Origin of the sequence: Brevibacterium sp. UMB1308A, assembly GCF_030230605.1 — a bacterium.
In the GTDB taxonomy this organism is placed as follows: Bacteria; Actinomycetota; Actinomycetes; order Actinomycetales; family Brevibacteriaceae; genus Brevibacterium.
On record NZ_JASPDO010000019.1, the window covers coordinates 29320 to 55404 of the forward strand.

23 protein-coding genes and 2 riboswitches are annotated in these 26085 nt (G+C 61.6%); of the genes, 15 read left to right on the plus strand and 8 right to left on the minus strand.

The genetic code is table 11. The features are described from left to right. The first annotated feature begins 337 nt into the window (after window positions 1-337). Together QP868_RS08810 and QP868_RS08815 are read left to right on the plus strand one after the other, a co-directional pair. Window positions 338-1906, plus strand: a complete 1569-nt coding sequence (locus tag QP868_RS08810) for a carboxylesterase/lipase family protein (RefSeq protein WP_284926200.1) — start codon at window positions 338-340, stop codon at window positions 1904-1906. Then, window positions 1903-2700, plus strand: a complete 798-nt coding sequence (locus QP868_RS08815) for a DedA family protein (RefSeq protein ID WP_284926201.1) — start codon at window positions 1903-1905, stop codon at window positions 2698-2700. Before QP868_RS08810 ends, QP868_RS08815 begins: the two co-directional genes overlap by 4 nt. Window positions 2701-2745: 45 nt before the next feature. Here the strand turns inward: QP868_RS08815 and QP868_RS08820 are convergent, their stop codons facing one another. Beyond that, window positions 2746-4899 carry a RecQ family ATP-dependent DNA helicase gene (locus QP868_RS08820; protein ID WP_284926202.1) on the minus strand — a complete coding sequence of 718 codons (2154 nt, stop codon included), beginning with the start codon at window positions 4897-4899 and terminating at the stop codon, window positions 2746-2748. An 81-nt stretch (window positions 4900-4980) separates the two neighbouring features. Continuing rightward, window positions 4981-5105, plus strand: a riboswitch (FMN riboswitch). 109 nt (window positions 5106-5214) lie between these two features. Here QP868_RS08820 and ribD point away from each other — a divergent pair. From ribD to QP868_RS08845, 5 genes are read left to right on the plus strand one after another with little or no spacing between them, the layout of a single operon-like run. Next, window positions 5215-6270 carry a bifunctional diaminohydroxyphosphoribosylaminopyrimidine deaminase/5-amino-6-(5-phosphoribosylamino)uracil reductase RibD gene (gene ribD, locus QP868_RS08825; RefSeq protein WP_284926203.1) on the plus strand — a complete coding sequence of 352 codons (1056 nt, stop codon included), beginning with the start codon at window positions 5215-5217 and terminating at the stop codon, window positions 6268-6270. Then, window positions 6270-6914 (plus strand): riboflavin synthase, encoded by a 645-nt coding sequence (locus QP868_RS08830; protein WP_284926204.1) that lies wholly within the window; start codon window positions 6270-6272, stop codon window positions 6912-6914. Before ribD ends, QP868_RS08830 begins: the two co-directional genes overlap by 1 nt. After that, window positions 6911-8230, plus strand: a complete 1320-nt coding sequence (gene ribB / locus QP868_RS08835; RefSeq protein WP_284926205.1) for a 3,4-dihydroxy-2-butanone-4-phosphate synthase — start codon at window positions 6911-6913, stop codon at window positions 8228-8230. The genes QP868_RS08830 and ribB overlap by 4 nt, the downstream gene beginning before the upstream one ends. Beyond that, window positions 8227-8685, plus strand: a complete 459-nt coding sequence (gene ribH, locus QP868_RS08840) for a 6,7-dimethyl-8-ribityllumazine synthase (protein ID WP_284926206.1) — start codon at window positions 8227-8229, stop codon at window positions 8683-8685. The genes ribB and ribH overlap by 4 nt, the downstream gene beginning before the upstream one ends. An 18-nt stretch (window positions 8686-8703) precedes the next feature. Continuing rightward, window positions 8704-9318: a DUF2568 domain-containing protein gene (locus QP868_RS08845; protein WP_284926207.1), complete on the plus strand. Its 615-nt coding sequence runs from the start codon at window positions 8704-8706 to the stop codon at window positions 9316-9318. 33 nt (window positions 9319-9351) lie between these two features. On the opposite strand, the gene QP868_RS08850 is transcribed toward QP868_RS08845, so the two are convergent. Then, the gene (locus QP868_RS08850) at window positions 9352-9900 is read right to left on the minus strand and encodes a hypothetical protein (protein WP_284926208.1); all 549 of its coding nucleotides are present in this window, start codon (window positions 9898-9900) and stop codon (window positions 9352-9354) included. Between the two features lie 59 nt (window positions 9901-9959). On the opposite strand from QP868_RS08850, the gene QP868_RS08855 reads away from it, so the two are divergent. The 8 genes from QP868_RS08855 to QP868_RS08890 are packed head-to-tail and all read left to right on the plus strand — an operon-like array spanning window position 9960 to window position 16689. Then, a complete protein-coding gene (locus tag QP868_RS08855; protein ID WP_284926209.1) occupies window positions 9960-10814 on the plus strand; it encodes a phytoene/squalene synthase family protein in 855 nt (284 codons plus the stop codon). Next, window positions 10807-12321, plus strand: coding sequence for a phytoene desaturase family protein (gene crtI, locus QP868_RS08860; RefSeq protein WP_284926210.1), 1515 nt, complete (start codon window positions 10807-10809; stop codon window positions 12319-12321). Before QP868_RS08855 ends, crtI begins: the two co-directional genes overlap by 8 nt. Then, entirely contained in the window at window positions 12318-12629 is a 312-nt protein-coding gene (locus QP868_RS08865) for a lycopene cyclase domain-containing protein (RefSeq protein WP_284926211.1), read from the plus strand. Before crtI ends, QP868_RS08865 begins: the two co-directional genes overlap by 4 nt. Beyond that, entirely contained in the window at window positions 12626-12976 is a 351-nt protein-coding gene (locus tag QP868_RS08870) for a lycopene cyclase domain-containing protein (protein ID WP_284926212.1), read from the plus strand. The genes QP868_RS08865 and QP868_RS08870 overlap by 4 nt, the downstream gene beginning before the upstream one ends. After that, a complete protein-coding gene (locus tag QP868_RS08875; RefSeq protein WP_284926221.1) occupies window positions 12973-13857 on the plus strand; it encodes a prenyltransferase in 885 nt (294 codons plus the stop codon). The genes QP868_RS08870 and QP868_RS08875 overlap by 4 nt, the downstream gene beginning before the upstream one ends. Beyond that, the gene (locus QP868_RS08880; protein ID WP_284926213.1) at window positions 13854-14837 is read left to right on the plus strand and encodes an asparaginase; all 984 of its coding nucleotides are present in this window, start codon (window positions 13854-13856) and stop codon (window positions 14835-14837) included. The genes QP868_RS08875 and QP868_RS08880 overlap by 4 nt, the downstream gene beginning before the upstream one ends. 59 nt (window positions 14838-14896) lie before the next feature. Beyond that, window positions 14897-16075, plus strand: coding sequence for an aminotransferase-like domain-containing protein (locus QP868_RS08885; protein ID WP_284926214.1), 1179 nt, complete (start codon window positions 14897-14899; stop codon window positions 16073-16075). Beyond that, complete coding sequence (locus QP868_RS08890) at window positions 16075-16689, plus strand: PIN domain-containing protein (protein WP_284926215.1); 615 nt, start codon at window positions 16075-16077, stop codon at window positions 16687-16689. The genes QP868_RS08885 and QP868_RS08890 overlap by 1 nt, the downstream gene beginning before the upstream one ends. Before the next feature lie 240 nt (window positions 16690-16929). Here the strand turns inward: QP868_RS08890 and QP868_RS08895 are convergent, their stop codons facing one another. The 6 genes from QP868_RS08895 to QP868_RS08920 form a co-directional block, all read right to left on the minus strand. Continuing rightward, window positions 16930-17571, minus strand: a complete 642-nt coding sequence (locus tag QP868_RS08895; protein ID WP_284926216.1) for a DNA-3-methyladenine glycosylase — start codon at window positions 17569-17571, stop codon at window positions 16930-16932. 41 nt (window positions 17572-17612) lie between these two features. Further along, on the minus strand, window positions 17613-19202 hold the full coding sequence (locus QP868_RS08900) for an L-serine ammonia-lyase (protein ID WP_284926217.1): 1590 nt from the start codon (window positions 19200-19202) through the stop codon (window positions 17613-17615). A 165-nt stretch (window positions 19203-19367) separates the two neighbouring features. Continuing rightward, on the minus strand, window positions 19368-19757 hold the full coding sequence (gcvH, locus tag QP868_RS08905) for a glycine cleavage system protein GcvH (RefSeq protein ID WP_005883001.1): 390 nt from the start codon (window positions 19755-19757) through the stop codon (window positions 19368-19370). A 99-nt stretch (window positions 19758-19856) separates the two neighbouring features. After that, the gene (gcvT, locus tag QP868_RS08910; protein WP_284926218.1) at window positions 19857-20993 is read right to left on the minus strand and encodes a glycine cleavage system aminomethyltransferase GcvT; all 1137 of its coding nucleotides are present in this window, start codon (window positions 20991-20993) and stop codon (window positions 19857-19859) included. Window positions 20994-21020: 27 nt separating this feature from the next. Next, window positions 21021-23993, minus strand: coding sequence for an aminomethyl-transferring glycine dehydrogenase (gene gcvP / locus QP868_RS08915; protein ID WP_284926219.1), 2973 nt, complete (start codon window positions 23991-23993; stop codon window positions 21021-21023). A gap of 105 nt (window positions 23994-24098) precedes the next feature. Further along, window positions 24099-24190, minus strand: a riboswitch (glycine riboswitch). 128 nt (window positions 24191-24318) lie between these two features. After that, on the minus strand, window positions 24319-25977 hold the full coding sequence (locus tag QP868_RS08920; protein WP_284926220.1) for an amidohydrolase: 1659 nt from the start codon (window positions 25975-25977) through the stop codon (window positions 24319-24321). Window positions 25978-26085: the final 108 nt, after the last annotated feature.

The window sequence follows — 26085 nt, forward strand, 5'->3', positions numbered from 1 at the left end:
GATTGTTCTCGTTTCCTTGGCCCCAGTTCGCGTCATCTGCAGTGCTCTTCATGCGAAGTACTCTCATGCTGAACTGCCGGGGAAGTCGAGGAACCGAATCTCGGAGCCAATGTCTACGTTCACACAGGTCAGAGGCCCCAACAACCGTTTTTTCATCAAAGAAATCTCACCGTTTCTTGGCCGATCAATGACCGTGCGAAACCCGAACCACCACCACGAACGGCTCGCACATGCGAAACACACACGAAAGCCCATCGCATTGTGAGATGCTCCCTGGCCCTCACCTGAAAATTGTCCTCACCTTCAATGAATCCCTCACCCGCGTAGTCTTGGACATATGAACCTCACCGTCACAACGACCTCGGGCACTTTCGAAGGAACTACCTCACGCGACACCCGACGCTGGTCCGGAATCCCCTACGCGCACCCGCCGGTGGGAGCAGACCGGTTTCAGGCACCTCGGCCGTTTGAAGCCGCCCCAGACACGCCTCCCCTCCCCGCAACGCGATTCTCAAACCCCGTCCCCCAGTTCAACCCCATGGGCGACGGACCCAAGCGGACCGAGGACCCCAACTGGCTCACCGTCAACGTGTGGGCGCCGCTCGAACCGGTTGAAAACGCCCCGGTCATGGTGTGGATTCACGGGGGTGCGTATGTGGAAGGCTCGGCGGCGAACCCCTTGTACATGGGCGCGGTGTTTGCACAGATGGGCGTGGTGTTCGTGTCGGTGAACTACCGGCTGGGCATCGAAGGTTTCATGGAGTTCCCGGACGCGCCATCCAACCGTGGCCTGCTCGATCAGACGCAGGCGCTGCGGTGGGTGCGGGAGAACGCTCAGGCCTTTGGCGGGGACCCAGCGAACGTGACGGTCTTTGGGGAATCCGCCGGCGCGGGCTCCATCCACTGCCTGCTGGTCATGCCGGAAGCCCAGGGGCTGTGTGACCGCGCGATCCTCCAAAGCCCACCCGCCATGGTGCTGGAAAAAGAATTGGCCCAGGACGTGACCGCGGAATTCGCAGCCCACGCCACCCAGTTGGGCCTGCCCGTCACGGAACCCACCGCGCAATCCTTTGCCAACCTCACCCCCGAACAGGGCGAAGAACTCATGGTCGCGTTTTCGCAGGGGCAAGGCCGGTATTTCCCGAGGTGGGGCAAGGCGGCCGCGTTCACCCCACCTTTGGTTCCAGTGGTCGACGGCACCGTGCTGCCCGCCGACCCGTGGTCCCTGCCACTCCCAAACGGGGTGGATGTTCTGGTTGGGCACACACGCGATGAGTTCCGGCTGTTCACCAACCTGATGAACGCCGAGGTGACGCAGCAACGCGCGTATGAGCGGGTGGGCATGGTGGGGCCTGGATCGCAGCTCCTGGAAAACGCGCAGAGCACCGGGGACCTTGAGGCCGCCCAGTCTCAGGCGCGCGAACTGAGCATGAAGTACATCAAGGCTCTGGGCGATGTCACACCTGAGCAGCTGTTTGAATGGGTCCAAACCGACTACATGTTTACCGTGCCCACCCTTCTGGTCGCCGACGCCGCGCAAAAACGTGGCACACCCGCGTACTCGTATCTGCTGGCTGTCGACCCGGACGGCGGCATGGGTTCGCCTCACGTGGCTGACCTTCCACCGCTGTTCGACTCGTTCCGCTCCTTCCACGGCCAACTGCTGTACCCCAACCCAACAGAGGCGGACCACGCGCTTGGCCAGCGTATGCGCGAGGCGTGGGTTCAGTTCGCACGCACCGGCAACCCAGGCTGGGAACCGTGGACACGGCAACAGCCAACCACCCGCGTCTTTGGCTACGAGGACCGCACGTGCGCCCACCCATTCATGGATCGGTTCACAGCCTTTGACCATGCTCCTTCCCGCGCTTTACCCTTACTGGGTAGTAACGAGAGGGCCTCATGACCGAACCCAACAACACATCCCCAAACGAACAGCCAAGCTCGCAGTCGCGGGCGCAGGCAGACTCACAGGCGCAGGCAGAACAGGGGCAAAAGCACCCGCGCAATCAGCCCCAGGCGCAAGAGACTGACCCACGCCCGCAGTCGTTCAAAGACTTGAAACCGTGGGAAGGCGAGGCCCGCACGGGCGACAAGGTTCTCCTCTGGTTCCTCTTTGGAGTGCCGGCGTTCTACATGGTGCTGTTGCCTCTACGCCCCTTCCTCATTGCGAAAATCCCCACCGTCCTCGCCCTTATCACCGGCGCGCGCACGGTCATCGCGGGCGCCGGAGCCTTCGCCGCGGTTGAAGGCCGTTCACTCACCCTGGTGATCCTGGCGGGGCTCTTTGGCATGCTGAAGTTCGACTGGCTGTTCTGGCTGGCCGGCAAAATGTGGGGCGAAGGTGTGGCCAGGCTGTTCGCCACAACCCCTCCGCAGAGGCGTCAGTTCGAAAAGATTAAAAGCATGCCCCGGTGGTTGCTCTACATCATGCTGTTCTTCAGCCGTTTCCCCGGTGTTCCCGGCCCCATCATCGCGCTCATCGCGGGTTGGAGTCGCGTGCGTTTTCTGCCGTATTTCCTTGTCACAGCCGCTGGGGCACTTGTCATGTCCATCGCGCTCGCTACATTGGGCTACGTTATTGGCCAACCTGCCGTCGACGTGCTCAAAGTCGTCGACAAGTACGCGATCTTTATTTCCTTTGCGCTGATCTTTGGGCTTGTTGGCTGGTCCAGCTTCCGTAGCAACAGGAAGCGTTAAGCTGCCTAAACAGGCGCCGGCACGCCTTCTGCGCCCTGCGCACGCCTACCCTCTTTGGGCCAAGGCGAACGGCAGCACCGAGGTGGCTCCCGCCTCCCGTAGCAAGCGTCCGGTGATGGCGAAGGTCCAGCGGGAAACCACCTCGGCGTCCACCAGCAACACGGCCCGCCCGTTCACGCGCGTTGCCAGCTCCGGGCTCACAGCGAAAGCGTCATGCAGGTTCTTGACGCGAAACGGCGAGTTGACGTCCGGACTGCCGGGGTTTTTCAGCGCGTCCAAGGCGCCCGCGTATTCCATACGCCCGGTGGTTGCGATGCCGCGGGCTAGGGATTCGACCGTGTTGGGGCGGGTGAAACCAGGCACGGCTACCACTACCTCCGGCCGAGGTGGCGCGCTGCTTCCGCTGCTTCCTGCGCCGCTTCCGTTGCCGCTTCCCTCGCCACCAGCGGCCTTCCACCCCCACTGCGCAAGGACTTGGGTCACCAACTGGCCGATGTGGTTTGGGATCGGCTGGTCGGGCGCGCCGGGTGCCAGGAATTCGCGTAACACCTGCCCGGGCCCCAGGTCGCTGAGCCGAGCAACGGCACGCCCCGGCTCACACTGCTGACCCACAGGAATCTTGCCGCTGAGGTTCACCCCGATCCGCTTCAGGTGCGCCGGCCACTGTTTGCGCGGTTCAATGATGAGCCCCACCCGGTCGAGTTCAGTGCGCGCCACGGTTTGTGCTTGCGCGCTCACGGTTTCGTTCCACCACACGCCAGCACACGTGTCGCACCGCCCACACGCCGTAGCCGTCTCGTCGTCCAACGTCCCGGCTAAGAACACCATGCGGCACTGCGTGGTCTTTTCGTAGGCGAGCATTTCGCGGGCCTCTTCGGCCCTGGTCTGGGCCACTGCCGCGTAACGCTCAGCGTCATAGGTCCACGGCACCCCTGTGCGCACGTATCCCCCGCGCACCCGCTGGGCCGCCCCGTCAACCGTAAGCACTTTCAGCAGCAGCTCCAACCGGTTGCGTTTGATGCCCACCAGCGGTTCCAGCGCGGGCACTGAACGCGGCTCATCTCCCAACGCGTCCAGCACCGCGGTGGCGTCCTGCTCGTTGGGCATGGTGGCGTTGGCGAAGTACTCCCACACGTTTTCGTCGTCGCGCCCGGGCAGCAGGAGCACGTCCGCGGAGTCGGTCGCGCGCCCGGCACGCCCCACCTGCTGGTAGTAGGCGACGGCTGAGCTGGGCGCACCCACGTGGATAACGAACCCCAGGTCCGGTTTGTCGAATCCCATCCCCAGCGCCGAGGTCGCCACCAGCGCCTTTAGCGCGTTCCCCTTGAGTGCGTCCTCAAGTTCGATCCGCTCTTCCGGGTCGGTCCCACCGGTATAGGCGGCGACCGTGTGGCCCGCGTGGCTGAGCGCCGTGGCGATGTCTTGGGCCGCGGATTTGGTGAGCGTGTAGATGATTCCACTGCCAGTGAAGTCGTTGAGGTGTTCGGTGAGCCACGCGATTCGGTGGGCCGCCGAGGTGGTCTGGGCTACCCCTAAGCGCAGGCTGGCGCGGGATAGAGGCCCGCGGATGACGCGGGTGTTGCGGCCCAACTGGGCGGCGACGTCGTCCACAACACGAGAGTTGGCAGTGGCGGTGGTGGCGAGCACGGGGGTGTTGGCTGGCAGATTGTCCAGGAGTGCGCCGATCCTGCGGTAGTCCGGCCGGAAGTCGTGTCCCCAGTCGGAAATACAGTGCGCTTCGTCCACCACGATCATGCCCAGCGTGTTTTCTAGCGGAGTGAGCACCGTGTTGACGAACGTGGGGTTGGTGAGACGTTCGGGCGATATGAGGAGCACGTCCACGTCACCGGCGCGCACCTGCTCTACCACGTCGTCCCATTCGGTGGCGTTGGCCGAATTGATAGTCAGCGCCTTTACCCCAGCCCGTGTCGCGGCAGCTACCTGGTCGCGCATGAGTGCAATCAGTGGGGAAATGATGAGCGTGGGACCCGCGCCTTGTTCGCGTAACAGGCGAGCGGCCACAAAGTAGACGGCAGATTTACCCCACCCGGTGCGTTGCACCACCAACACGCGGGAGCGCTGATCAACCAGAGACTCGATCGCCTCGAACTGGCCATCCCGGAACTGGGCATCGGGGTTGCCCGTGAGTTCGGTCAGGATTGCGCGCGCTCTCTGGTGTAGGGCCTCAGGTGCTGTCATGTGGTTCCTCCCGGTTATCACCACACTACTCGCCGCACTACGCACGAATTGCTTTCCCCTGGCTACAGGGCTATGTTTATCCACAAGTTCCGGGGACGGTGAAAGTCCGTACCGGCGGTTACAGTCCGCGACCTGAAACATATGTTTCGGCTGACTCGGTGAAATTCCGAGACCGACAGTTACAGTCTGGATGGGAGGAACTTGTGGGTGCTTAGCACCCCTTTTTCGGGTACCCGTACCCACGTGACCGCTACGGTCAGTGGATACTTGGGGACACCTCGGCCTTCCATCATCCCGGTGTAGTCGGGAGGTCAGATGGAAGCTCTTCACTCAGCCACACGCGCGGCCCTTGATGCCGCGGCCCGTGGTGTCCGTGGCGCAAATCCGCTGGTAGGCGCAGCAGTGCTGTGGGACGACGGCACGTTCACCACCGGCTACCACCAAGGCGCCGACACCCCGCACGCTGAACCCGACGCCCTCCGCAACGCTTCTCCCCGCTCAACAACCGGCGCCACCCTGGTTGTCACGCTCGAACCCTGCTCCCACACCGGGCGTACCGGCCCGTGTACCCAAGCCATCATCGACGCTGGCATCGCACGGGTCGTTATCGCCAGTCGTGACCCTAATCCTTCGGCTTCCGGTGGCGCCCAGGTCCTCACGGAGGCGGGCGTGGAAGTCTTGTTCCTTAACGACCTCGGGCAGCCCTGGGCCCACGAACTGGCCGCCCAAGCTCACCGCCTCAACGCCCGCTGGTTCACCGCCGTCACCCACGACCGGCCGTTCATTACCGCGAAAATTGCGCAGAGTCTGGATGGGTGTGTGGCCGCTCGCGACCGCACGAGTCAGTGGATCACGGGGGCGGAGTCTCGGGCACACGCGCACCTGACGCGCGCCCGGGTGGACGCGATCGCGGTGGGCACCGGCACGGCCCACGCCGACAACCCACGCCTGACCGCCCGGACTGACGGTGGCAGTGGCGCTGACAGGCAAGCTGACACTGAAACCCACCTCGGCGCCCCTCACCAACCCATCCCCGTGGTCTTCGGGACAACGCCCCTGCCAGAAGATTCGCACCTCGGGCGCAACCCACGCACGCTCACATACACAGACGTGGGTGCGGGACTGCGCGACCTGCGCCGCCGAGGTGTTTCCCACCTTCTCGTAGAAGGCGGCCCCACGCTGATGGCCCACTTTCTGCAACACGACCTGGTCGATGAACTCCACGTGTACACCGCGCCCCTGCTGCTAGGCGACGGGGTCCGCTCCCCGCTCAACGTGGAGACCCTGGCTCACGCTCTCACATTTGTTCCAGATGCCCCGCCTGAAGCGCTGGGCTCCGATACCTTTACCCGCTTCATGAAAGAGGTGTGATGTTTACAGGAATTGTGCAAAAAGTGGTGCCGGTACATGCGGTGGAGCGCCGTGACGGTTTTGCGCGGATCGTGCTGGACACCGGGGAGCTCACTGCGGACCTGCCTCCGGGCGGTTCGCTAGCGGTGAACGGCGTGTGCCTCACGGAAACCGAATCGCCTGCGAGCGCCGGCCGTTTCACAGCTCACGTCATGGAGGAGACCCTGCGGCTCACTAATTTAGGAGCTCTGGGTGCTGGTTCTTTCGTCAATGTTGAGCGGAGCCTTGCCGTGACGGACCGGTTAGACGGCCACATCGTGCAAGGTCACGTAGACGCTGTGGGCGAAGTACTCGCGGTGACTGAACTGGCCGGGTCTCGGATCGTGCGCGTCTCCGTTCCCGAACACTTAGCACCGCTCATGGCGGTGAAAGGGTCCGTTGCGCTCAACGGGGTGAGCCTCACGATCACCGCGGTCAGTGACGCGAACCCCCAGGCCGGGACTGCGCCTACTCACTGGGTTGAGGTGTCCCTGATCCCCGCCACGTGCGAAAACACCACCTTCGGAACAACTCGGGTGGGCGACCTCGTCAACATCGAAGCCGATGTTGTCGCCCGCTACACCGCCCGCCTCAATCAGTTTGCTACGACAAAGGAAAACTCATGACTGTGCTCGATGCTGCTCTCACCGCCAACGCTTCCAACCCGGTTGAACTCGACTCAATCGACCTCGCAATCGTCGAACTCAAACGGGGTCGCCCCATTGTGGTGGTCGACGATGAGGACCGCGAAAACGAAGGCGACCTCATCATGCCCGCCCACACCGTCACACCGGAGTGGATGGGGTTCATGGTGAGGCACACCTCGGGCGTTATTTGTGTGCCCATGCTGCCGGAACGGGCAGCGGAACTGGACCTGCGCCCCATGGTGGCCAACAACCAGGACCCCAAAGGCACCGCGTACACGGTGTCCTGCGACGCGGCCGCCGGGGTTTCGACCGGCATCAGCGCCGCCGACCGCGCCCACACCGCAAACCTGCTGGCCAGCCCGGGCTCCACGACCTCGGACTTCACCCGCCCCGGCCACATGTTCCCGCTCATCGCCAAGCCCGGCGGGGTGCGCGAACGCGACGGGCACACGGAAGCCGGGGTCGAATTTGCGCGTCTGGCCGGGTTCGAACCCGTGGCAGTGATCGCCGAAATCGTCCACGACGACGGCTCCATGATGCGCACGCCAGACCTGCGCCGGTTCGCTGACCAGCACGAACTCGCACTTGTGTCCATTCACGACCTGAAAATCTGGCTTAACACCCATGACGCAACACCGCACCCACGTGCCGGGCAGTGCCAGGTGGCTGGCACCTCGGCCGTTGAGCTGCCAACACCGTGGGGCACGTTCTCCATGCGCGCGTGGACCGGGCCCAGCGGCGCGGAACACGTGACCTTGGAAGTACCCGCACCAGCTGAACCGGCTGAGGCGGTTGGGAACCCTAGCGGCCGGCAAGACGCGCCACTTGTCCGGGTGCATTCGGAGTGCGTGACCGGCGACGTTTTCGGGTCCATGCGCTGCGACTGCGGTGAACAGCTCCACGAATCCTTGCGCCTGATCAGCGAGCACGGTGGCCTGCTGGTGTACGTGGGTGGTCATGAGGGTCGCGGCATTGGGCTGGCGAACAAGGTTCGCGCGTACGCGCTCCAAGATGAGGGGCTGGACACGTTGGATGCGAACACTCGGCTGGGGCTGCCTGCTGACGCGCGTTCCTACGCCGAGGTGGCCGCAGTTGTGCGCGCCTGCGGACTGACCCGGGTGCGGCTTGTGACGAACAATCCTGACAAGGTCGCTGGGCTGGAAGAACACGGAGTTTCGGTGGTGGAGCGGGTGCCGGTTGAGGTGCCAGCGACCGCGCACAACGCCCGCTATTTATGGACCAAGGCTCAGCGTATGGGACACATTTTGAACACTCACGAAAGGGTAGGGGCATGAAAACAGGTGCACCAGTGATCGACGTCGTTAAGCAGTCAGCGCGCGTAGCCGTTGTGGCCGCTCAATGGCACCAGCAGATCATGGATGGGCTGATTGCAGGGGCGGTCAGGGCAGCAGAGGAGGCCGAGGTGGAGGTGGAACTTTTCCGTGTCCCGGGGAGTTTCGAACTGCCGGTTGTGGCCCAAGCGGCTGCCGCGCAGTTTGATGCGGTGGTGGCGTTGGGTGTGGTGATTCGTGGTGAGACTCCGCACTTTGACTACGTGTGTTCGGCTGTCACTGATGGTCTGAACCGCGTGTCCTTGGACGCGCACGTGCCAGTTGGGTTCGGTCTGCTCACGTGTGACACCGAACAACAGGCGATCAACCGGGCCGGTGGCCCCGGGGCTACAGAAGATAAGGGTCACGAAGCCATGACCGCAGCGCTGAATACCCTGGCCGTGCTTAAGAACATGTGAGGGCGTAGAATTCGCGATATGGCGCAGTTCATCAAGGTGATTCACACATTCCACTACTTTGCCGAAGCGCTCAGTTGGGGAGCCATCGCATATTCTGCTTTCCTCATTTTTGGGCGCGGATGGTTAGGCATTCTGTGTGGAGCGCTAGCGCTGATCGCCACGATTTCAGTGTGGTCCCTGTTCGCGTCCTCGCGCGCTTTCTTCCGTAGCCCTATTGCGGTCGTGGCGTCGCGCGTTGTGCTCTACGCGTTAGCTGTTGTGGGGCTCGTGGTGGCCGAGTTGCAAGTTGAAGCGATCATTTTGGCTGTCCTTCTGGTGCTCACAGAAGGAACCCTCATTGGGTTTAAAGCCCACCCGGCCTTACACCCGCACAGTGGCGGTCAGGCTAGGTTGGTCTCTAACGCAAATCCAAAATCGGCCGAGCGTCGCGCTCCTTCAAACCGTGGCCCCCGCATTGTGCCGGGAGTGCAAGCAACCTCGGGCGAACAACGGACCGGCCAGTTCATGACGCGCCGGGAAGCCCGGCTTGCCCGTGAAGCTCAAGCGAAGAGCGGCGAAGTGAAAGCTGGAGAACCGACCGCTGCCCGCATCGTTGGTGAAACGCCTAAGCGACCGCGCAAGAAGAAGCACTGAACGTTACGCAACGCCTCTTTATGGAAGGCCTTTTTACGCAGGGCCTGCCTGCTTTTTCTGCTTGTTGCGCCCCACCAGCCACAGGATGAGCCCCAGGATGGTCAGAGCACCGAAGGCAAAGCCGCCAAAAATTCCAATTAGCACGGCCCCTGTTAGACCAAAGATCGACCCTAGCCCGATCGGAGGACCCACCATAAGCTGTTCATCGCTCAACGCTCCACCACACGTGACGGTGTATTTCCCCGCGGTTTTCGCTTCGAACGAACCGGCGTAGTGCCACTCTCCATCCGAGCCACTGGAGTAATGGCCTGACGAGCCACCCCTGTACATGGCTTCACCACCCGGCCCTTCGACCGTGCAATCGGTCGACACAGAAGCCGCATCCCCAGCTGACCGCGCGTAGACCGTGAGGTTCGATTCACCATCGTGATCAATCGTCGTCTCTGAACTGAAAGTCTTCAGGCTGTCAGTTGTTGAGGAGATTTTGCCAAAGTTGAACACGCCCATGAGGATCGCGCCACCAATCACAAGCACGAATCCAATGATTCCTATGAAGAAAATGATCTTTCCGGCCAAGCGCATTCCATGTCCTTTCGGTAGTGCTCCGGTTCTACTGTACGGGCACATGAAAAGATGGGGCCATGAGTTTCGGTTCCGGGTTTGATACATACACGCGGGTGAGCTATTCGGTTGCCAGCCGCGTGATCCGTGGCTATTCCACGTCTTTCTCTTTAGCCACCTCTGCCTTGAAGAACCCAGACCGCGACCGCATCCGCGCCCTATACGCGATCGTGCGCATCACCGATGAGATCGTCGACGGCGCAGCCCCCGCGCCTCCACAGGACCAACTCGCTTTGGTGAATGACTTCCAGGACCGCATCGAGTCAGCAACACGCACCGGCTTCTCCACGGACATGCCGGTTCACGCGTTCGCCCACACCGCCCGGCAGTGCGGCATTACGCGCGAACTGTGGGCCCCGTTCTTTGACGCGATGCGATCTGACATCGAAGGACAGCCGCCCCTGGATTTGGACACGTATATTCATGGGTCCGCCGAGGTCGTTGGCCTCATGTGCGTCCGGATATTTTTCCGTGGGGCACCTCCAGCATCACTACAGGTGGAAGCAGGTGCGCGGGCGTTGGGTAACGCGTTCCAGCGGATTAACTTCCTGCGCGACTACGGGCATGACGCCCGCGTACTCAACCGCACCTATGTGGCCCAAGAACTCACTGACCAGGCGAAACGTGAAGAGATCGCTCGCATTCGGCAGAAACTCGCGGTGGCCCGCCCCGCAATTGACCTACTCCCCGGTCGCGCCCGTTTGGGTGTGCTCATCGCGCACGATCTTTTCGCTGAACTCACCGACCGCATCGAACAGGTTCCCGCCAGCGAACTCATGCGCACGCGCATCTCAGTCCCGCCTACCAAAAAAGCGGCGCTGGCCGCGAAAGCGATGAGCCAGGCGACACCTCGGCGGGGGCGGGCACATGAGTGAGACTGTGGTCATTGGTGGCGGGGTTGCCGGGCTGGCGAGCGCAATTCTGGCCGCTGACCGAGGGCATCAGGTGACGCTCCTGGAGATGAATCCGCAGGTGGGTGGCCGTGCTGGGCTACATGAAGAGGCCGGGTTCGTGTTTGATACCGGCCCCAGTTGGTATCTCATGCCGCAGGTGTTTGAGCGGTTTTTTGCCTCGGTGGGTGAGGACATCGCTGAGCACCTTGACTTGGTCACGCTGGACCCCGGTTACCGGGTGAGCGACCGAGGTCTCCTGGACTCCGCACCCCAACTCACCGTGGACGTTCCACACGGCTACGCGGGCGTGCGCGCGCTGTTTGAGCAGCTGGAGCCGGGCGTGGGTCCGGCGCTGGACGCATACGTTGAGTCCGCGCGCGACACCCACGACCTAGCGCTTGAACACTTCCTCTACACCCAGTTTTCGTCGTTGCGAGAGTTCGCGTCACCCCAGGTGGCACGGCATGCGCACCGGCTACCGAGGTTCCTGGCCACCCCGCTGGACACCATGGTTTCACGCACCGTGACCCACCCGCTTTTGCGCCAGATTTTGGGGTATCCGGCGGTGTTCTTGGGAACCGAACCGCGCCGCGCCCCCTCGCTTTTTCACCTCATGAGTTATCTGGACGTGGTGGACGGCGTGCGGTACCCCCGCGGCGGCATGTATGAAATTGTGCGTGCGCTCACTCGCCTGGCCAGGGCCCGCGGGGTGGATATTCGCACGTCAACCCGGGTGGTCTCGCTTTCGTTGGAGGGCCGCAACATCGCCGAGGTGGTCGCCAGGACCGTGCCGAATGACACCTCGGGCGGGGCTGGGCTGGAGGTTTTCCCGGCTGAGAACGTGATCGCGGCGTGCGATCTCCACCACCTGGATACCGCACTCTTGCCACCCGGTAGGCGCACTCGCAGCGTCCGCGCCTGGGGCAAGCGCGACCCGGGAATTGGCGCAGTGACGCTTCTTTTGGGCGTGGACCGCAAACTGGATGCGCTAGAGCATCACAATCTGTTTTTCACGCACGACTGGGACGCGAACTTCGACCAGATTTTTGTCGATGGGCGGTTGCCGGAGCCGGCCTCGGCGTATGTGTGCGCGCCCAGTCGCACGGACGACACGGTGGCACCGCCGGGGTGTGAAAACCTATTCGTGCTCATCCCCGCACCGGCGAGCGCGCAGCTCACGGGCGCCAGGCTGGGTGACTATGCCAGCCGGGTGATCGATTCTCTTGGTGAGCGGGTAGGTGTGCCGGACCTGCAGTCACACTTGCTGGTGAAGAAGGTGACGGGCCCTGGGGACTTCACCACGCAATTCAATGCGTGGCGAGGAACGGCGCTGGGGCCTGCGAACACGCTGTTTCAGTCGGCGATGTTCCGGTACCCCGTGCGCGCACCGCACGTGGACAACCTGGTTCACGCTGGCGCGTTCGCAGCCCCCGGGGTTGGCCTGCCCATGTGTCTGATCAGCGCGCACAACGCGGTGGAGGCGTTGTGAGCTGGGCATATCTGGGCTTCCTGCTGTTTTCCATCGCTGGTATGGCGATCCTGGATGCACGATTTAAGCTCTTTTGGTTCGCACACCCCGGCCGGGCAGCAGTTGTGCACGCGGCAGGGTTTTTCAGCCTGTTGGCGTGGGATTTCGTGGGCATTGGCGCAGGTGTTTTCCACCGAGGCGACTCCCCCTACATGACCGGGCTGAACCTGGCCCCGCACTTGCCTGTCGAAGAACTATTCTTCTTGTTTTTCTTGTGCTGGCTCACCATGAACCTCTATGGTTTGGCGAAGTTGATGGTCCGCCCATGACCTACACCCTGTTCAACGTGTTCTTCCTCATTCCCGCAGCCTCGCTCCTGATACTGGCGAGGGCACGCACCTCAGGCTTCTCGCGGACCGGTTTTTGGGTGTGCCTGGTGGGGTTGGTGATCCTCACGGTCATCTTCGACAACCTCATGATCGCCGCGGGCCTGTTCTTCTACGCCAATGAACACACCCTTGGAATCCGTCTTGGCCTCATGCCGGTCGAAGACCTGGCCTACGTGGTGTTCACCGCGCTGGCGCTACCCGCCCTGTGGGAGTTGCTGGGCACAGGTGGCGCCCGCGCAAGCACCCCCAACAGCACCACAGCCAGCCACGACCGGAAGGACTCATAGTGCGCACGCTCTTCGAGGTCAGCCGCCCGATTTCGTGGATCAACACCGCATTCCCGTTCGGCGCCACGTACGTGTTGGCCGGAGGCTCCCCGGGGCTGGATCTGTGGTTGGGCTGCCTGTTCTTCTTAATCCCGTACAACCTTGTGATGTACGGGGTCAACGACGTGTTTGACTACGCCTCGGATGTCCACAACCCGCGCAAAGGCGGGGTCGAAGGCGCACTCGTCGATCCTGCACGGCACCGTTTCATCCTGGCCTCAGCTGCTGTGAGCGCCCTGCCGTTCGTCGCGTATTTCCTGGTCAGGTCCGTGACAGTGGGCCTGGACCAGGGGAACTGGTGGGCGCTGGGCGTGTTCGCGTTGAGCATGTTCGCGGTGGTGGCGTATTCGGTGGCGGGCCTGCGGTTTAAGGAGATACCGTTCCTTGATTCACTCACCTCGTCTACCCACTTTTCGTCCCCCGCATGGTTTGGTTTGGCGCTGGTGGGGTTCGCCCCCACCGCCGAGGTCGTTCTCATCCTGGTTGCTTTCTTCCTGTGGGGATGTGCCAGCCATGCGTTTGGCGCGGTTCAAGACGTGGTGCCTGACCGTGAGGGAGGTTTGGCCTCTATTGCCACCGTGCTGGGGGCTCGTGCCACGGTCGGGTTAGCGGTTGTGCTCTACGTTGTGGCTGGTGGGCTGGTGTTGTTCACGCCGTTCCCCGTCTGGTTGGGCGCGCTCCTTGCCGTTCCGTACATTGCGAACACGGGACGGTTTTGGCAGATCACTGATACCACCTCGGGGGCGGCCAACGCGGGCTGGAAGCTTTTCATCCCACTCAACTACGCCGTGGGATTCTTCGTCACCATGCTCATGATCTGGAGCAGTATGGTGAGAGCATGAGGATTCACATTGCTGCTCTTGGTGGGACCATCGCGTCAACGGCCAGCGACACAGGCGGGGTCGCGCCCAGCGCAACTGCGCAGGCGATCGTCGAAGCCGCTCGGATCGATACGCTCCCTTTTCCTGTTGACGTCACATATGAGCAGGTGGCGCAGGTGGGGTCCGGATCCATCACGCTGGACCACGTGAGCCAGGTTGTCGAATCGGCCAAAAAAGCGCGCGAAGAAGGCGCCACGGCTGTCGTTCTCACGCAGGGCACTGACACGTTGGAAGAGACCACGTTCGCGCTGTCGCTCATGAACGATTCGGGTATCCCCATTGTGACCACCGGCGCGATGCGCAACCCCACACTTCCCGGCACGGACGGGCCGGCGAACGTGCGTTCGGCCATCATCACGGCAGCCGACCCGCGCATTCAGATGCTGCCCGCCGTTCTCGTTTTCGCAGACGAGGTCCACGATCCGTCACTGGTACGCAAGACTCATACCACCTCGGCCGCACCCTTTTCCTCCGGCCCCGGGGCGGGCCCGCTGGGCTGGGTGAGCGAAGACCGCCTGGTGTTCCTCCACATGCCCGCGACCCTGCCGGGCACGCTCACTCGCGCGACCTCGGCGCAAAAAGCGCAGGTGGCACTCGTGGAGGTCACGCTGGACGACTCACTGGCCTATGTCGACTTCCTCAAACAGGCCGGGTACAGCGCAGCGGTTCTCGCTGGTGTGGGTGGCGGGCACGTTCCTGTCAACGTGCTTGAGCGGGTCACGGCGCTCGCCTCAGAAATGCCCGTGGTGTACTGCGCGCGCACCGGCGCGGGACGCACTTTGGAAGCGACCTACGGATACCCCGGGGCGGAACTCGATTTGCAGGCCGCGGGGATGATTCCAGCCGGCCGGTTGGACGCTCGGAAAGCCCGGATTCTCACCATTCTGGCGTTGGAATCGGGTACAAAAATTGAGGACGTATTTAGCTACTTCAGACAGTAGTTTTTAGCCGCCCAGAGCGGATTCTTTACACCTCGGATTTTCGGTTTACCATGACTCTCATGGAACCAATTCGAGCGCGTCTAAATGACTGCATTTCACAGATGCCACCGTCCCCTATTCGGGAACTGTTTAGGATCGCGCACGACCCGGCCATCATTAGTTTCGCCGGTGGGCACCCAGACGAAAAGCTCTTCGACGTTGAAGGGCTCAAGGCCGCTTACACGCACGTGTTCGACACGCAAGGTGGGCGTGCCATGCAGTACGGTGTCACCGACGGGGAATGGGAACTTCGCCAAGCCGCAGCGCAGCGGATTCGCGGAACCGGGATCAGTGCAGAAGCGAGCAACGTCCTGATCACCTCGGGCTCCCAGCAGGGAATCTCTCTGCTGGCGCACACCCTGTTTAACCCGGGTGATGTTCTCTTGTGCGAAAACCCCACGTTCATGTCTGCTCTGCAGGCGTTTGGGATGCACGGGATCGAATTCGTGGCGATCGACACCGATGAAGGTGGCTTAGTGCCCGAAGCCCTTGAAGCGGCGATCAAGTACTACCGCCCCAAAGCGCTGTACACGATCCCCACGTTTCAAAACCCCACCGGGATCACCATGCCTGCATCCAGGCGCGAACAGATTGCGCAAGTGCTGTCTGAGTCGGACATGTGGCTCATCGAGGACGACCCGTATTCGGAGCTGCGCTTCACCGAGGAGCGCATGCAACCCATCAGTGCAGACCCGCGGGTTGCTGACCGCGCGTTCTACCTGGGGTCCTTGTCCAAGGTGCTGTCGCCCGGCGTGCGCATTGGGTGGATCCATGGGCCCGATGAAATCCTGGAACGCGTCACGGTAACCAAGCAGGGTACCGTCATCCAGTCTTCGACCATTGACCAGCTAGCGGTTGCGCACTACTTGGAGACGACCGACCTGGACAAGAAACTGGAGCCGGTGCGTGAAACGTACCGTCAGCGCATGCGCACCCAGGTCGATGCTCTGAACCGGGTGCTGCCCGCCGGGTCTTACATTGCCGAGCCCTCAGGTGGCATGTTCGTGTGGGTGTACCTGCCGGAACGCTACGACACGTCTGAACTGGTGTACAAAGCGATCGACGCTGGCGTCATCTTTGTTCCAGGCGCGCCGTTCTACATGGAAAACCCCAACCACCAGTCCATGCGCTTGACGTTCGTTTCTGCGGAACCGGATGTCATCGAAGAAGGCGTGGCGCGTCTGGCCACAGTGTTCTAGTGGCTTTGGCAGTGCGCGCACTTGTCGACACCAGCGTGCTGGTGTCGGACCTTCTATGGCTGGGGTTGCTCACCATGCGCCAGCTGGGTGGTTCTCAGGGTGACGTTACTCTGGAACTGTTTACGACCTCGGCGATCTTAGAAGAACTACGGCCAGCGCTCAGGCGCGTGTACCGGGAGCGGACCCGCTTACAGATCGGGTGCGCGTTTGAGGCCCGGTGGCAGTCGCTGGGACACCTGGATATGGCAGGCATGGACATGACCAGGAGGGGTTTCGTCAAAGATCCCGACGATGCACACCTGGATGTTGCCGCGTGGCAGGGCAGGATGGACGTGCTGGTCAGCAATGACGTGCGCGCGTTTAAGCCCGTGTCATCGCACCTGGATGAGAAGGCTGAGCGTGGCTATGAGCTGGTTACTGGGGACGCGCTTCTGGTGTGGCTGTGGGATGCGCAGGCAGGTGCGTGTCGTGTGCAGTTCGTGGACACGTGGCGTGGACTGTACGAACAGTACTGCCAGGAGTGTCAGCTGGAGCCGGATCGCCGGGCGGTGAGCGAACAGTTCCGGCGAGCGCGGGCGTTTAAGTTGGCCAAACGGCTCAAGGGCCTGGGTTAGGTGGGGGCACCTGGGGTACGGGGGCTTGAGCCCGGGCTGATCCCAGCGCAGTTACCCGAGTCGCGTTACCCACCACAAGTCACTCGAGTCGAGTTTCTCTACACTCCTCAGCCGTTTTGAACTTGCTGTGTAGAGTAACTCGTTGGTTTTGGGCCCTAAACGTGAACAAAACGAACAAAAAGGGTAGTTAGTCACCACACTGGTTCGAGCTGTGTTGGGTAAACGCCCTCACGCACCTGTTCAATGCGAAGGTTTAGGCGCACGGGGCGATCGCCTGTACGCCGACACCGTTGGATCGTCCTGAATCCAGAAACGCATGGGGTCATCGGCCGCTTGACTCACTCCCACACGAGGCCCCACAGCCACCGACTCACTTGCGCGCAACTCGCCACGCACCAGAGTCACCTCAGAGCCACGATCACACAGATCAACCCCGGAGTGCGCCATGGTCACACCCAGCGCACGGGTCAGGTTTCCCGGACCCCGCGCAAGATGCGCGTCACTCACACCGGGTCGGCGCCGACTGCGAGCCACCTCGGCCCCGTCAACCACCTCACCGGCCCGGATCAACACCGCCTGAGCTACACCCGCTGGGGAACACACCACATTGCAACACGTGTGTCCATGCATGGTGTACGTATACAGGTGCCCCGCAGGCCCAAACATAACAGCGTTACGGGCAGTCTGGCCCTTGTACGCGTGAGACGCCGGGTCGTCAACACCCGCGTACGCCTCGACTTCGGTGATCCGGACCGTCACATCTGGAGTGGCCAGAAAGCACCCCAGCAACACACGCGCACTGGTCCGCGCGTCAGGGCTGAGCCAGTCGCACAGCCCGCTCCCATCGCCTCGACCATCCGGCGCACCATCAGGTACGCTCACCGGTCCGCTACCCGGAGCACCCCCAGGCACATTCGCACCCATCAGCATTCGACGACGTTGACCGCCAGACCACCCATCGCGGTTTCTTTGTACTTGTGGCTCATGTCTTCACCGGTGGACCGCATGGTTTCGATCACTTCGTCGAGGCTTACGCGGTGCGTCCCGTCGCCCCACATCGCCATCTTGGCCGCGTTAATCGCCTTGCCCGCAGCAATCGCGTTGCGCTCGATGCACGGCACCTGCACCAGACCGGCGATCGGGTCGCATGTGAGACCCAGGTTGTGTTCCATGGCGATCTCGGCCGCGTTTTCCACCTGTTCAGGGGTCCCGCCCATGACCTGTGCCAACGCCCCAGCCGCCATCGACGAAGCCGAGCCAACCTCACCCTGGCAACCCACCTCGGCGCCAGAGATCGAAGCCTTCTCCTTGTACAACCCGCCAATCGCCGCCGCGGTCAGCAGGTACTCCACGATCGCGTCCGCGCGTCCCTGCGGCCCGGCGTCCACGACCCGGTCCACAAAGTGCAGTGCGTAGTACATCACGGCAGGAATGATGCCCGCCGCCCCATTGGTAGGCGCGGTCACGACCCGCCCGCCGGAAGCGTTTTCCTCGTTCACCGCCAGCGCGATCAGGTTGACCCACTCCTGGTAGAACTTGGGGTCGTTGTGGGGGTCTTCGGCCTTCAGCCGCAAGAACCAGTCGTGGGCGCGCCGCTTCACCTTCAGCCCGCCCGGCAGGTACCCGGTACGGTCCAGCGACGACATCGCACATTCGTCCATCACGGAGTAGATGTGCAGCAGCCCTTCGCGGATCTCCTCCTCCGTGCGCTCCTGAAGTTCGTTGGCCATCACGATCTCCCACAACGCCAGGTCATGTTCCTTGGCAATGCGCAAAAGGTCAGCTGCAGAGGAGTATTCGTACACCGGCCCCGAGGTCGTTCCCTCTGACCCCGCTCCGCTAGTTTCCGCGGTGGTGGGTTCAGAGGCCGAGGTGCCCGCGACGCCCGTTTCCGCAGCGCCGCCCGCTGCCGCCTCGGCCTCCTGAGCCTCCCCTACCTCCGTGAGCTCTGACAGGTCTTCACCTAGGACGGTGGTCCCGGCGAGGTGGTCGTGGGTTTCGTGGATGACGTCCGGGGTGTGGAGTTCACCACCGATAGGTTCGTTTTCATCCGACTCTGCGACCACGAACCCGCCACCAACGGAGTAGTACGTTTCTTTCGCCAGTTCTTCCCCAGCGGCGTTGTACGCCGTGAGGGTCATGGCGTTGGTGTGGCGTTCAAGCACGGTGAGTGGACGTTTCACCATGTCGTCTTCTGTGAGCTTGATGTCACGCACGTCGCCAAAGCGGATGGCGCCCGTCTGGGCCATGCGTGCTTTGCGCTGGTCCATGTCGTTGGCTTCGATCTCTTCAGGTTTACACCCTTCGAGTCCCAGCAAGATCGCGTCAAATGTTCCGTGACCGCGCCCCGTTGCAGCCAATGACCCAAACACATCCACGCGCAAAGAATCGAGTTCACTTACCCGGTCCCCTACCAGCTCAACGAAACTGGCAGCCGCGCGCATGGGCCCTACCGTGTGTGACGACGATGGCCCCACTCCAATTGAGAAAAGTTCAAACACACTTACTGGCATCGCTGTCCTCCCTGCTCCACGTCGAATGCTCCACGTCGAATGCAGCTTCCCGCTGCTGTGTTGGCACGTCCTTGTACCTGCGAATCCAAATCCAGGCTCTCGAAACAAGCACCAAAAAAGGGGGCACGGGACTCTCCACGAGAGTCTCGCACCCCCTGTGAATTCTTAGATCTTGTTCTGTTCTGCGTATGCGTCTGCGTCCATGAGTTCGCCGGCTTCAGTTGCGGCGACCTCGAAGATCCAGCCTTCCCCGTAGGTGTCGTCGTTCACCAGGGTGGGGTTGTCTTCGAGTGCTTCGTTGACGGCGACAACTTCACCGGAGACTGGCGAGATGAGGTCGGACACCGACTTGGTGGATTCGATTTCACCACATGCTTCACCAGCGGTGATGGTGTCACCCACCTGTGGTGCGTCGACGAACACGACTTCACCAAGCGCGTCCGATGCAACTTCGGTGATACCAACGCGCACGGTAGCTCCAGCGATTGCGTCAGGAGCTGCGTTGACCCATTCGTGGTCTGCGGAGTAGGACAGTTCTTTTGGAAGGTTAACCATGTGTGTTCCTTTCGTGGTGCCCGTGCAGGGCAAAGGGGGCGTCACTTCAAGTGTGCCCTATGTATGGGTAGTTCAGTGGAAAAAGTTGGAACTTTTACCTCAAGATTCGCGACGGTAGAACGGTGTTTCTACCACGGTGAACGGGTAGCGCTTGCCACGGATGTCGGCTTCCAGTTCGGTTCCCGCTTCTGCCTGGTCCACGTCCACATATGCAAGGGCAATGGGGTGTCCCAGGGTTGGGGAAGGCTGTCCCGAGGTGATAACTCCTACCGTCTGTTCGCCGGCTTTGAGTTCGGCACCGCTGCGGGCTGCGCGACGGCCGGACGAGCTGAGGCCCACCAGGGTGCGGTCGACCTTTGACGTGTCCAGTTTTTCGAGTGCTTCGCGTCCCACAAATTCGGTCTTGTTCTTCAACGCACCTGCAACCATGCCACCCATTCCTGCTTCGACAGGCGTGATGTCGTTGGTGAGTTCGTTACCAAACAGAGGCATTCCGGCTTCCAGGCGCAACGAGTCACGTGCTGCAAGACCAGCTGGTTTCAGGTCAAAGTCCGCACCGGCCTTAGTCAGAACGCTCCACAGTTCCTGGGCTCCTGCGTTAGGCAGGTACAGTTCGAACCCATCTTCTCCTGTGTACCCGGTGCGGGCCAGCAGAATGTCCAGGCCTCCCACTTTCAGTGGTGCCCACGCGTAGTAGGCAAGTTCCTTGATGGCGTTGCGGCCTTCCTCAGTGTCCTGCGTGGACAGAAGAATGTCTTCAGACGCAGGACCCTGGACCGCAATCAGCGCGGTGTCAGCGGATTCGTCGGTTACCGTGACATCTGCGCCAGGGTTAGCAGCCAAGAACGCTTCTACCCGTTTCGTGAACGCTTCCACGTCAGCAGGCGTGTTTGAAGCGTTAGGCACAATCAGGTATTCGTTGTCTGCCAGGCGGTACGTGATGAGGTCGTCAATCAGGTGCCCGTTTTCATCAATGAGCAGACCGTACTTAGCCTTGCCCACCTTCATGGTCGAGTACTTGGACAGCATTGCATAGTCCAAGTAGTCCCCGGCCTGAGCACCTTTCACGCGCACTTCGCCCATGTGCGAGAGGTCGAACAGACCTGCCGCGCCACGCACAGCGCGGTGTTCGTCCAGTTCGTTCTGGTACTTCAGCGGCATTTCCCAGCCACCAAAGTCGGTGAACGAAGCGCCCAACTGTTCGTGAATGTCATACAGCGGAGTGTGTTTAGTCATCGTCGACTCCTTTGAGTGTGAGGTTGATTAGATCGAGATTGCTACGAGGTCGAAGTTCGCGTCGACGTCGAACGCTTCAAGCGGCGGGCAGAAAGGCACCAGCTTGCGGTCACCCAGCGCATTGTTGATACGTCCCACAGGTGGGAAGTACTTGTTGCGCTTGAGGCTGGACACTGGGTACACGGCCTGTTCGCGGCTGTACTTGCGGTCCCATTCTTCGCCCAGTACCACGGTTGCGGTGTGTGGGGCGTGTGCCAGTGGCGACTCTTCGTAGCTGTAGTCCGTCCCAATTGCCGTGATCTCTTGGTGGATCTTCTTCATCGCGACGATGAAGCGGTCCAGTTCGGTCTTGGATTCGGACTCGGTTGGCTCGAACATCACGGTGCCCGCAACGGGGAACGCCAAGGTTGGTGCGTGGAAACCAAAGTCCATGAGGCGCTTACACAGGTCTTCAGCGGTCACCCCGTACTGAGCGGTGATCTCTTTGAGATCCAGGATGCATTCGTGTGCCACGTACCCGGTGGTGCCGGTGTACAGGGTTGGGAAGTAGTCCTGGAGTTCACGGGACACGTAGTTAGCGGTGAGCAGCGAGTGCTCGGTTGCTACGCGCAGACCCTGCTGACCCATGAGTTTGATGTATGCCCACGAAATTGGGGTCACACCAGCTGATCCCTGGAAAGCACCGGAGACAGGCAGTCCGTCCGCGTTGCTTCCGTCCACGTACTGTTCGTCCAGTGGGTTACCTGGCAGGTATTCAGCCAGGTGAGCGCCTACTGCAATAGGCCCAACACCGGGTCCACCACCGCCGTGTGGGATGGCGAATGTCTTGTGCAGGTTCAGGTGCGAGGCGTCTCCACCGATCTGGCCCAGCTTGGCCCACCCGATCGTGGCGTTGAGGTTCGCCCCGTCGATGTAGACCTGGCCACCGGCTTCGTGCACCATGTCGCACACTTTGCGAACGTCGGCTTCGAAGACTCCGTGCGTGGACGGGTAGGTAATCATGATTCCGGCTACCCGGTCACCGTGTTCAGCGATCTTGGCACCCAGGTCGTCCACGTCGATCGAACCGTCGTCAGCCGAAGCGACCGTCACCACGTCGAACCCTGCCAACGCACCGGAGCTCGCGTTGGTTCCGTGAGCAGAAGCTGGGATGAGGATCTTGTCGCGCTGCGACTGTCCGTTTGCTTCGTGGTACGCCTTGAACGCAAGCAGACCGGCCAGCTCACCCTGTGATCCCGCGTTGGGCTGCAGGGATACCTTGTCGTAACCAGTGATTTCGGCCAGCATCTCTTCCAGTTCCGTGAGCAACTGGTTCCAGCCTTGAGTCTGCTGGGCAGGTGCGAACGGGTGGACGGACGCGAACTCAGGCCACGTGATGGCTTCCATCTCAACTGCCGCGTTGAGCTTCATGGTGCACGAGCCCAACGGAATCATGGTGCGGTCCAGCGCCAAGTCACGGTCGGCGAGTTCGCGCATGTAGCGCATCATGTCCGATTCGGAACCGTAGGAGTTGAAGGTTGGGTGGGTGAGGAACTCCGAGGTGCGTACCAGGTTTTCGGGCAACTGTGGCGCTGCCACGTGGCCCGGTCCGAAGGTTCCTTCGCCGGCCTTTTCAAACTCGTCAGCGTCAATGGTTTCGCTGGCACCCAGTGCTTCAAGCAGGGTGTTTGCTACGGCCACATCGTGTGATTCACCAAAGGACACACCCACGTGCGCGTCATCGATGTGACGAATGTTGATGCCTGCTTCATCCGCGGCTGCGACAGTGGCCGCGGCGTCAGCAACCTTGAGCGTCACGGTGTCGAAGAACGTTTCTGTTACCACCTCGGCCCCAGTTACACTTGCCGCGCACTGAGCGAACGCGTGCGCCAAACGGTGGATGCGGCTGGCAATGCGCGTCAGCCCCGCCGGTCCGTGGTAAACCGCATAGAACCCGGCCATGTCAGCGAGCAGAGCCTGTGCAGTGGTGATGTTTGAGGTGGCCTTTTCGCGGCGGATGTGCTGTTCGCGCGTCTGCAGAGCGAGGCGGTAAGCGGCCTTGCCTTCAGGGTCGGTTGACACACCAACCAGACGGCCAGGTAGCTGGCGGCGCAGCTTGCTGGTCACGGAGATGAAACCGGCGTGCGGACCACCGAAGAACAGTGGGACACCCAGACGCTGGGAGGAGCCAACAGCGATGTCAGCGCCCTGTTCGCCAGGGGACTTCATGAGGGTGAGGGCCAGCAGGTCGGTGGCGAAAACCACCAGCGCGTTACGTTCCTTGGCGCCGCGCACAGCGTCGTCAAGGTTGCGGATTTCACCGGAAGTACCCACCTGGGCGCACACGATTCCAAACACGTCGTCACCCACAAGGCCCTGGGACAGGTCAGCGACCTGCACCTGGAAGTCCATGGCGTGCGCGCGAGTGCGGACAACCGAGATGACCTGCGGGTGCAGCTCGGAGTCCAGAACGACCGTGGAGCCCTTCTTGTTAGCGCGGCGCATGAGCAGAACAGCTTCTGCGGTTGCGGTGGCTTCGTCCAAAAGCGATGCGTTGGCAATGGGCAGGCCGGTCATGTCAATGACGACTTGCTGGAAGTTCATGAGCGCTTCCAGGCGACCCTGCGAAATTTCAGCCTGGTACGGGGTGTAAGCGGTGTACCACGCTGGGTTTTCGACAACATTGCGGCGAATTACGGCAGGCGTGATGGTGTCGTAGTAGCCCTGGCCGATCATCTGCACACGCATCTGGTTCTTGCCCGCGATTTCGCGTAGCTGGTCCAGAACAATGTGCTCATCCAGGCCCTGTTCCAGGTCCAGTTCGCCTTCGAACTGAACGTTTTGTGGCAACGCCTGACGAACCAGATCTTCCAGCGTATCCACGCCAATCGCGTCGAGCATCTGCTGGGTTTCGTGGGCGCGAGCGCCAATGTGGCGGTCAGAAAACGGCCGAGGTGCGTCGCCTGTTACGGCGGAAGTGACGGCCATCGATGTTGCAGGTTGGTGGGAACCGGTGGTCATATAAGTCCTTACGTAGGAACGATTACATCGGTTTCCTCCCCGCACTGTCACCTGATCCGCACACGCGCTTCTATGACGTGTGTGGTGGATCGGGCTTCAGAGTGCCTTCGTGTTTGAGTGTGTTGGCCTGAGAGTTTCCGGGGGAGGGAATTGCACCTTCGGCGACGCAACATGTGCGCCTCTCCCCAAACACGTTAAAACGGCTATTGAATTGGGATATTGAGTTGTCAGTTGTTCACTTATCTTAGTTGCTGTCTATCTTAATCGAGTTCTTCAACAAGTTCTGAGTGCTTTATCTGCGGAACTTGACGCGTCTTCCACGCGCTTATCTGCGGAACTTGATGCGCCCGCCCACCACGGTGGTGTTGACGACGGTGTCGCGGATCGCGGTTGCGTGTTCGAACAGGGCGTCGTCGTCGCCAAATTCGGTCACGCTCAAGGGGTCGTGGTTGATGGCGATGAAGTCTGCGTTCATGCCCGGCTTGAGTGCGCCGGCCCGGGTTTCCATGCCCGAGGCGAACGCCGGTCCCGCTGTATGGCACCTGATCGCTTGGTAAGCATCCATGCGGTTTTGAGCTTGGAATGTCGTGGTGGGGTCACCGGCGATGTCAGCACGTGTCATCGCGGCGTAGATCGCCGCGAATGGGGTGGTGGGTTCCACCGGCCCGTCTGAACCGAACGCCACGTGCGCACCTGCATCCAGGAGTGCAGTCCAGGCGTATGCGGCCAGGTTGGGGTCCGGGCGTAGCGCGTTGAGCAGGTGCAGGTCAGAGATGCAGTGGCGTGGCTGCATGGAGGCAATGACGTCGAGCTGCGCAAACCGGGCTACGTCACGCGGTTGCACGAACTGGGCGTGTTCGATCCTGGCGCACAACGGGTATCCCAGGCGCGCTTCGGCGGCTTGGCGGTCAGCTTGTGTCTGCTCGAATGCGTTGAGGACGTGGTGGTTCGCCTGGTCGCCAATCGCGTGGACGATTGGCACGATCCCGTGCGCATATGCGTCTCGCATTTGCTCAACCAGCACGTGTTCCGTGGTGATCTGCATGCCGAAGTTCTGTTCGGCCTCACTTCCGGTCTCATACAGTTCACCTTCGGCTGGGTATGGCGAGGACATGTAGCTGGAGCGTGACCCCAGCGCCCCGTCAGAGAACAGTTTGAGCCCGCCGTGGCGGTACCAGTCGTCGCCTGATCCGGTGGTCCACCCCGTGTCTTTGGCCCAGTCGTATTCGTCCAGTCGCAAGTACTTCACAACACGCATGTTCAGGTCACCGTTTGCGCGCAACTGGTTCCACGCGCGTTTGGAGAACTCACCGTCGATGTCGTGCAACCCAGTCAGACCCTCTTGCAGCCACTGCTTTTGTGCGTTGCGCATGAGCTCACCCAGGGTTTCTTCTGGCAGGTGAGGAATAACGCGCTCCACCAGGGTTGCCGCGTCCTCGCGCAGAATCCCGGTAGGTTCGCCGTGGGCATCGCGCACGATTTTTCCACCTCGGGGGTCCGGGGTGTTGCGGTCGATCCCGGCGGCACGCAGGGCCGCGCCGTTGCACCACAGCGTGTGAAAGTCGATCGACCACAGCGCCACGGGCCGATCCGGCAACGCCACATCCAAAAGCGACCTGTCTGGTTGATGGCGTAGCCCCCATTTGCTGTAGTCCCAACGTCCCCCGGTCACCCACTGACCTTCCGGCAGGATCGCGGCGAATGCGCGGATAGCTTCGACCGCCTCGGGCAGGGAGGTGGTTTTAGAGATGTTGAGTTCTGCCAGGGATTCCGCGTGGGCGAGCGCGTGCAGGTGGGCGTCCACGAACCCGGGAATGACCGTGGCGCCGCCTAAGTCAACGGTTTCCACGCCCGAGGTGTTCGCCCGCAGATTTTCCGCGTCACCCACCGCTGTGATGGTTTCGCCGTCGGTGAGGATAGCGGTGGCGTGCGGGTTGGCGGGGTCGAACGTGTGGATGTTCGCGTTGACAAAAAGTTGAGGCATGGGGCCAGTGTAAGACTCCCGCGGGCTCTGCTGGCCGGGCGGTCTACTAGTTGGTCTGGCTGCTTGCTTGGTCCGGAAAGCCGTTTGGATACAGTCCAGAAATTGGAC

Excerpts from the sequence above, each read along its gene's own strand:
- gcvH (WP_005883001.1), bottom strand. The coding sequence starts at position 19,757 with ATGGTTAACCTTCCAAAAGAACTGTCCTACTCCGCAGACCACGAATGG.
- QP868_RS08815 (WP_284926201.1), top strand. The coding sequence starts at position 1,903 with ATGACCGAACCCAACAACACATCCCCAAACGAACAGCCAAGCTCGCAG.
- QP868_RS08870 (WP_284926212.1), top strand. The coding sequence starts at position 12,626 with ATGACCTACACCCTGTTCAACGTGTTCTTCCTCATTCCCGCAGCCTCG.
- QP868_RS08845 (WP_284926207.1), top strand. The coding sequence starts at position 8,704 with ATGGCGCAGTTCATCAAGGTGATTCACACATTCCACTACTTTGCCGAA.
- ribH (WP_284926206.1), top strand. The coding sequence starts at position 8,227 with ATGAAAACAGGTGCACCAGTGATCGACGTCGTTAAGCAGTCAGCGCGC.
- QP868_RS08900 (WP_284926217.1), bottom strand. The coding sequence starts at position 19,202 with ATGCCAGTAAGTGTGTTTGAACTTTTCTCAATTGGAGTGGGGCCATCG.
- QP868_RS08810 (WP_284926200.1), top strand. The coding sequence starts at position 338 with ATGAACCTCACCGTCACAACGACCTCGGGCACTTTCGAAGGAACTACC.
- QP868_RS08885 (WP_284926214.1), top strand. The coding sequence starts at position 14,897 with ATGGAACCAATTCGAGCGCGTCTAAATGACTGCATTTCACAGATGCCA.
- QP868_RS08920 (WP_284926220.1), bottom strand. The coding sequence starts at position 25,977 with ATGCCTCAACTTTTTGTCAACGCGAACATCCACACGTTCGACCCCGCC.
- ribB (WP_284926205.1), top strand. The coding sequence starts at position 6,911 with ATGACTGTGCTCGATGCTGCTCTCACCGCCAACGCTTCCAACCCGGTT.
- ribD (WP_284926203.1), top strand. The coding sequence starts at position 5,215 with ATGGAAGCTCTTCACTCAGCCACACGCGCGGCCCTTGATGCCGCGGCC.
- QP868_RS08880 (WP_284926213.1), top strand. The coding sequence starts at position 13,854 with ATGAGGATTCACATTGCTGCTCTTGGTGGGACCATCGCGTCAACGGCC.
- gcvP (WP_284926219.1), bottom strand. The coding sequence starts at position 23,993 with ATGACCACCGGTTCCCACCAACCTGCAACATCGATGGCCGTCACTTCC.
- QP868_RS08820 (WP_284926202.1), bottom strand. The coding sequence starts at position 4,899 with ATGACAGCACCTGAGGCCCTACACCAGAGAGCGCGCGCAATCCTGACC.
- QP868_RS08850 (WP_284926208.1), bottom strand. The coding sequence starts at position 9,900 with ATGCGCTTGGCCGGAAAGATCATTTTCTTCATAGGAATCATTGGATTC.
- crtI (WP_284926210.1), top strand. The coding sequence starts at position 10,807 with ATGAGTGAGACTGTGGTCATTGGTGGCGGGGTTGCCGGGCTGGCGAGC.
- gcvT (WP_284926218.1), bottom strand. The coding sequence starts at position 20,993 with ATGACTAAACACACTCCGCTGTATGACATTCACGAACAGTTGGGCGCT.
- QP868_RS08830 (WP_284926204.1), top strand. The coding sequence starts at position 6,270 with ATGTTTACAGGAATTGTGCAAAAAGTGGTGCCGGTACATGCGGTGGAG.
- QP868_RS08855 (WP_284926209.1), top strand. The coding sequence starts at position 9,960 with ATGAGTTTCGGTTCCGGGTTTGATACATACACGCGGGTGAGCTATTCG.